The organism is Cognatiluteimonas telluris (genome assembly GCF_011320095.1).
Taxonomy (GTDB): domain Bacteria; phylum Pseudomonadota; class Gammaproteobacteria; order Xanthomonadales; family Xanthomonadaceae; genus Cognatiluteimonas; species Cognatiluteimonas telluris.
Map to the genome: position 1 here is coordinate 1 of NZ_JAANOY010000090.1, position 1205 is coordinate 1205.

Annotated in this window: 1 protein-coding gene; it reads left to right on the forward strand. The window is 52.6% G+C overall.

Annotated features, from left to right (window positions below; all coding sequences use genetic code 11):
• Positions 1–219: 219 nt before the first annotated feature.
• Positions 220–1044: a DUF7946 domain-containing protein gene (locus G7B67_RS13105; RefSeq protein ID WP_166213140.1), complete on the forward strand. Its 825-nt coding sequence runs from the start codon at positions 220–222 to the stop codon at positions 1042–1044.
• Positions 1045–1205 lie beyond the last annotated feature (161 nt).

Sequence of the window (1205 nt, forward strand, 5' to 3'; positions counted from 1 at the left end):
ATTAAGGTCGGCGCCGTCATCGATCCCTTCGGCAATCGGTTCGGGATCATCGAGAATCCGCACTTTGGTAAGAGCGGCAGTCCGTGACGCGCTCTAACAATTCATTCAAGCCGAACATGCTTCGTTCAAGCAAACGCAGCTAGATAAAGCTTAGCTGCGTTTGCTTCCACTACGCATGTCGGCTTAATTCAGGTGTTAGATGCCAATGGGGGCAGCGGCATGACAATCGAGTACAAGATCACAATCCGCTTCGACGGCCTCGATGCTGAGGAACATGAAATTGATCTTTTTACACTCGGCGAGTCATTGCAGGGGATCGCTCGCGTCGCGGGTACCGTGGGAAATCTTGTAGCGACACAGGAATATAGTCGCTACTTCCGATCGCACGAACTCAAAGTTCTCGCCAAAGAATCTCGGGCAAACTGCTTTTCCATCGACGTCGTTTTTGAGTTCATTCGCCAACAGCAGATGTTGTCTGGCGCCTTCCCAGCGGCTCTAACGGGCCTAATTGCATGGCTTTTACACAGAGCGACAAAGAAGGACACATCCGCTCCCGATCTCAGCTCACAGCTGCTCGAAACACTGAAAGAATTGGCAGGCCAGAACGCTGCCCAAACGAATAGATTGCTTGGGATCATGGAGAGAATGGTTGTAGATCTTCGGCCATCCCTTCGGCAAGCATTTGCGCCAGTCGGCGTTTCATGCCGCACTCTTACAATTATTGCTCCGCAGCGATCTGACACCTACGACGAAACGGACAAAGCGGCGCTGCTTCTCCCGTTGAGTGATGAGATCACCGACCTGCAGGACTGGGTTGTCCTAATCACAGAACTTGATCTAGAGCGCGGCACCTGCAAAGCCCGCATCACAACAGAACCAGAGGATCGCCGCATAAACGCGATCATTACGGACCCGTTGTTGAAGCAGCTTAACAGTCCGTACACCTTAGCCATGGCAGCCGGTGAGCCCTTACCAGTCCGAGCCAAGGCGCATTTGCAAGATGGGAATATCAAGCGGCTGTACATCTCTGATGTTGGCATCTAACAATTCATTCAAGCCGAAGCCGCTTCGCGGCTCGGCTTAATTCAGGTGTTAGGTGCTGCTCGGGCTTCTGTTGCTGTAGTGAATGCAATGTAATACAGTGCATTCATCCCCACCGGAGGCCCGCCCATGAGTGTCACCACCATTCGCCTGCAACCTGAGGT

Coding starts and splice junctions, on each gene's coding strand:
- G7B67_RS13105 (WP_166213140.1), top strand. CDS start 220: ATGACAATCGAGTACAAGATCACAATCCGCTTCGACGGCCTCGATGCT.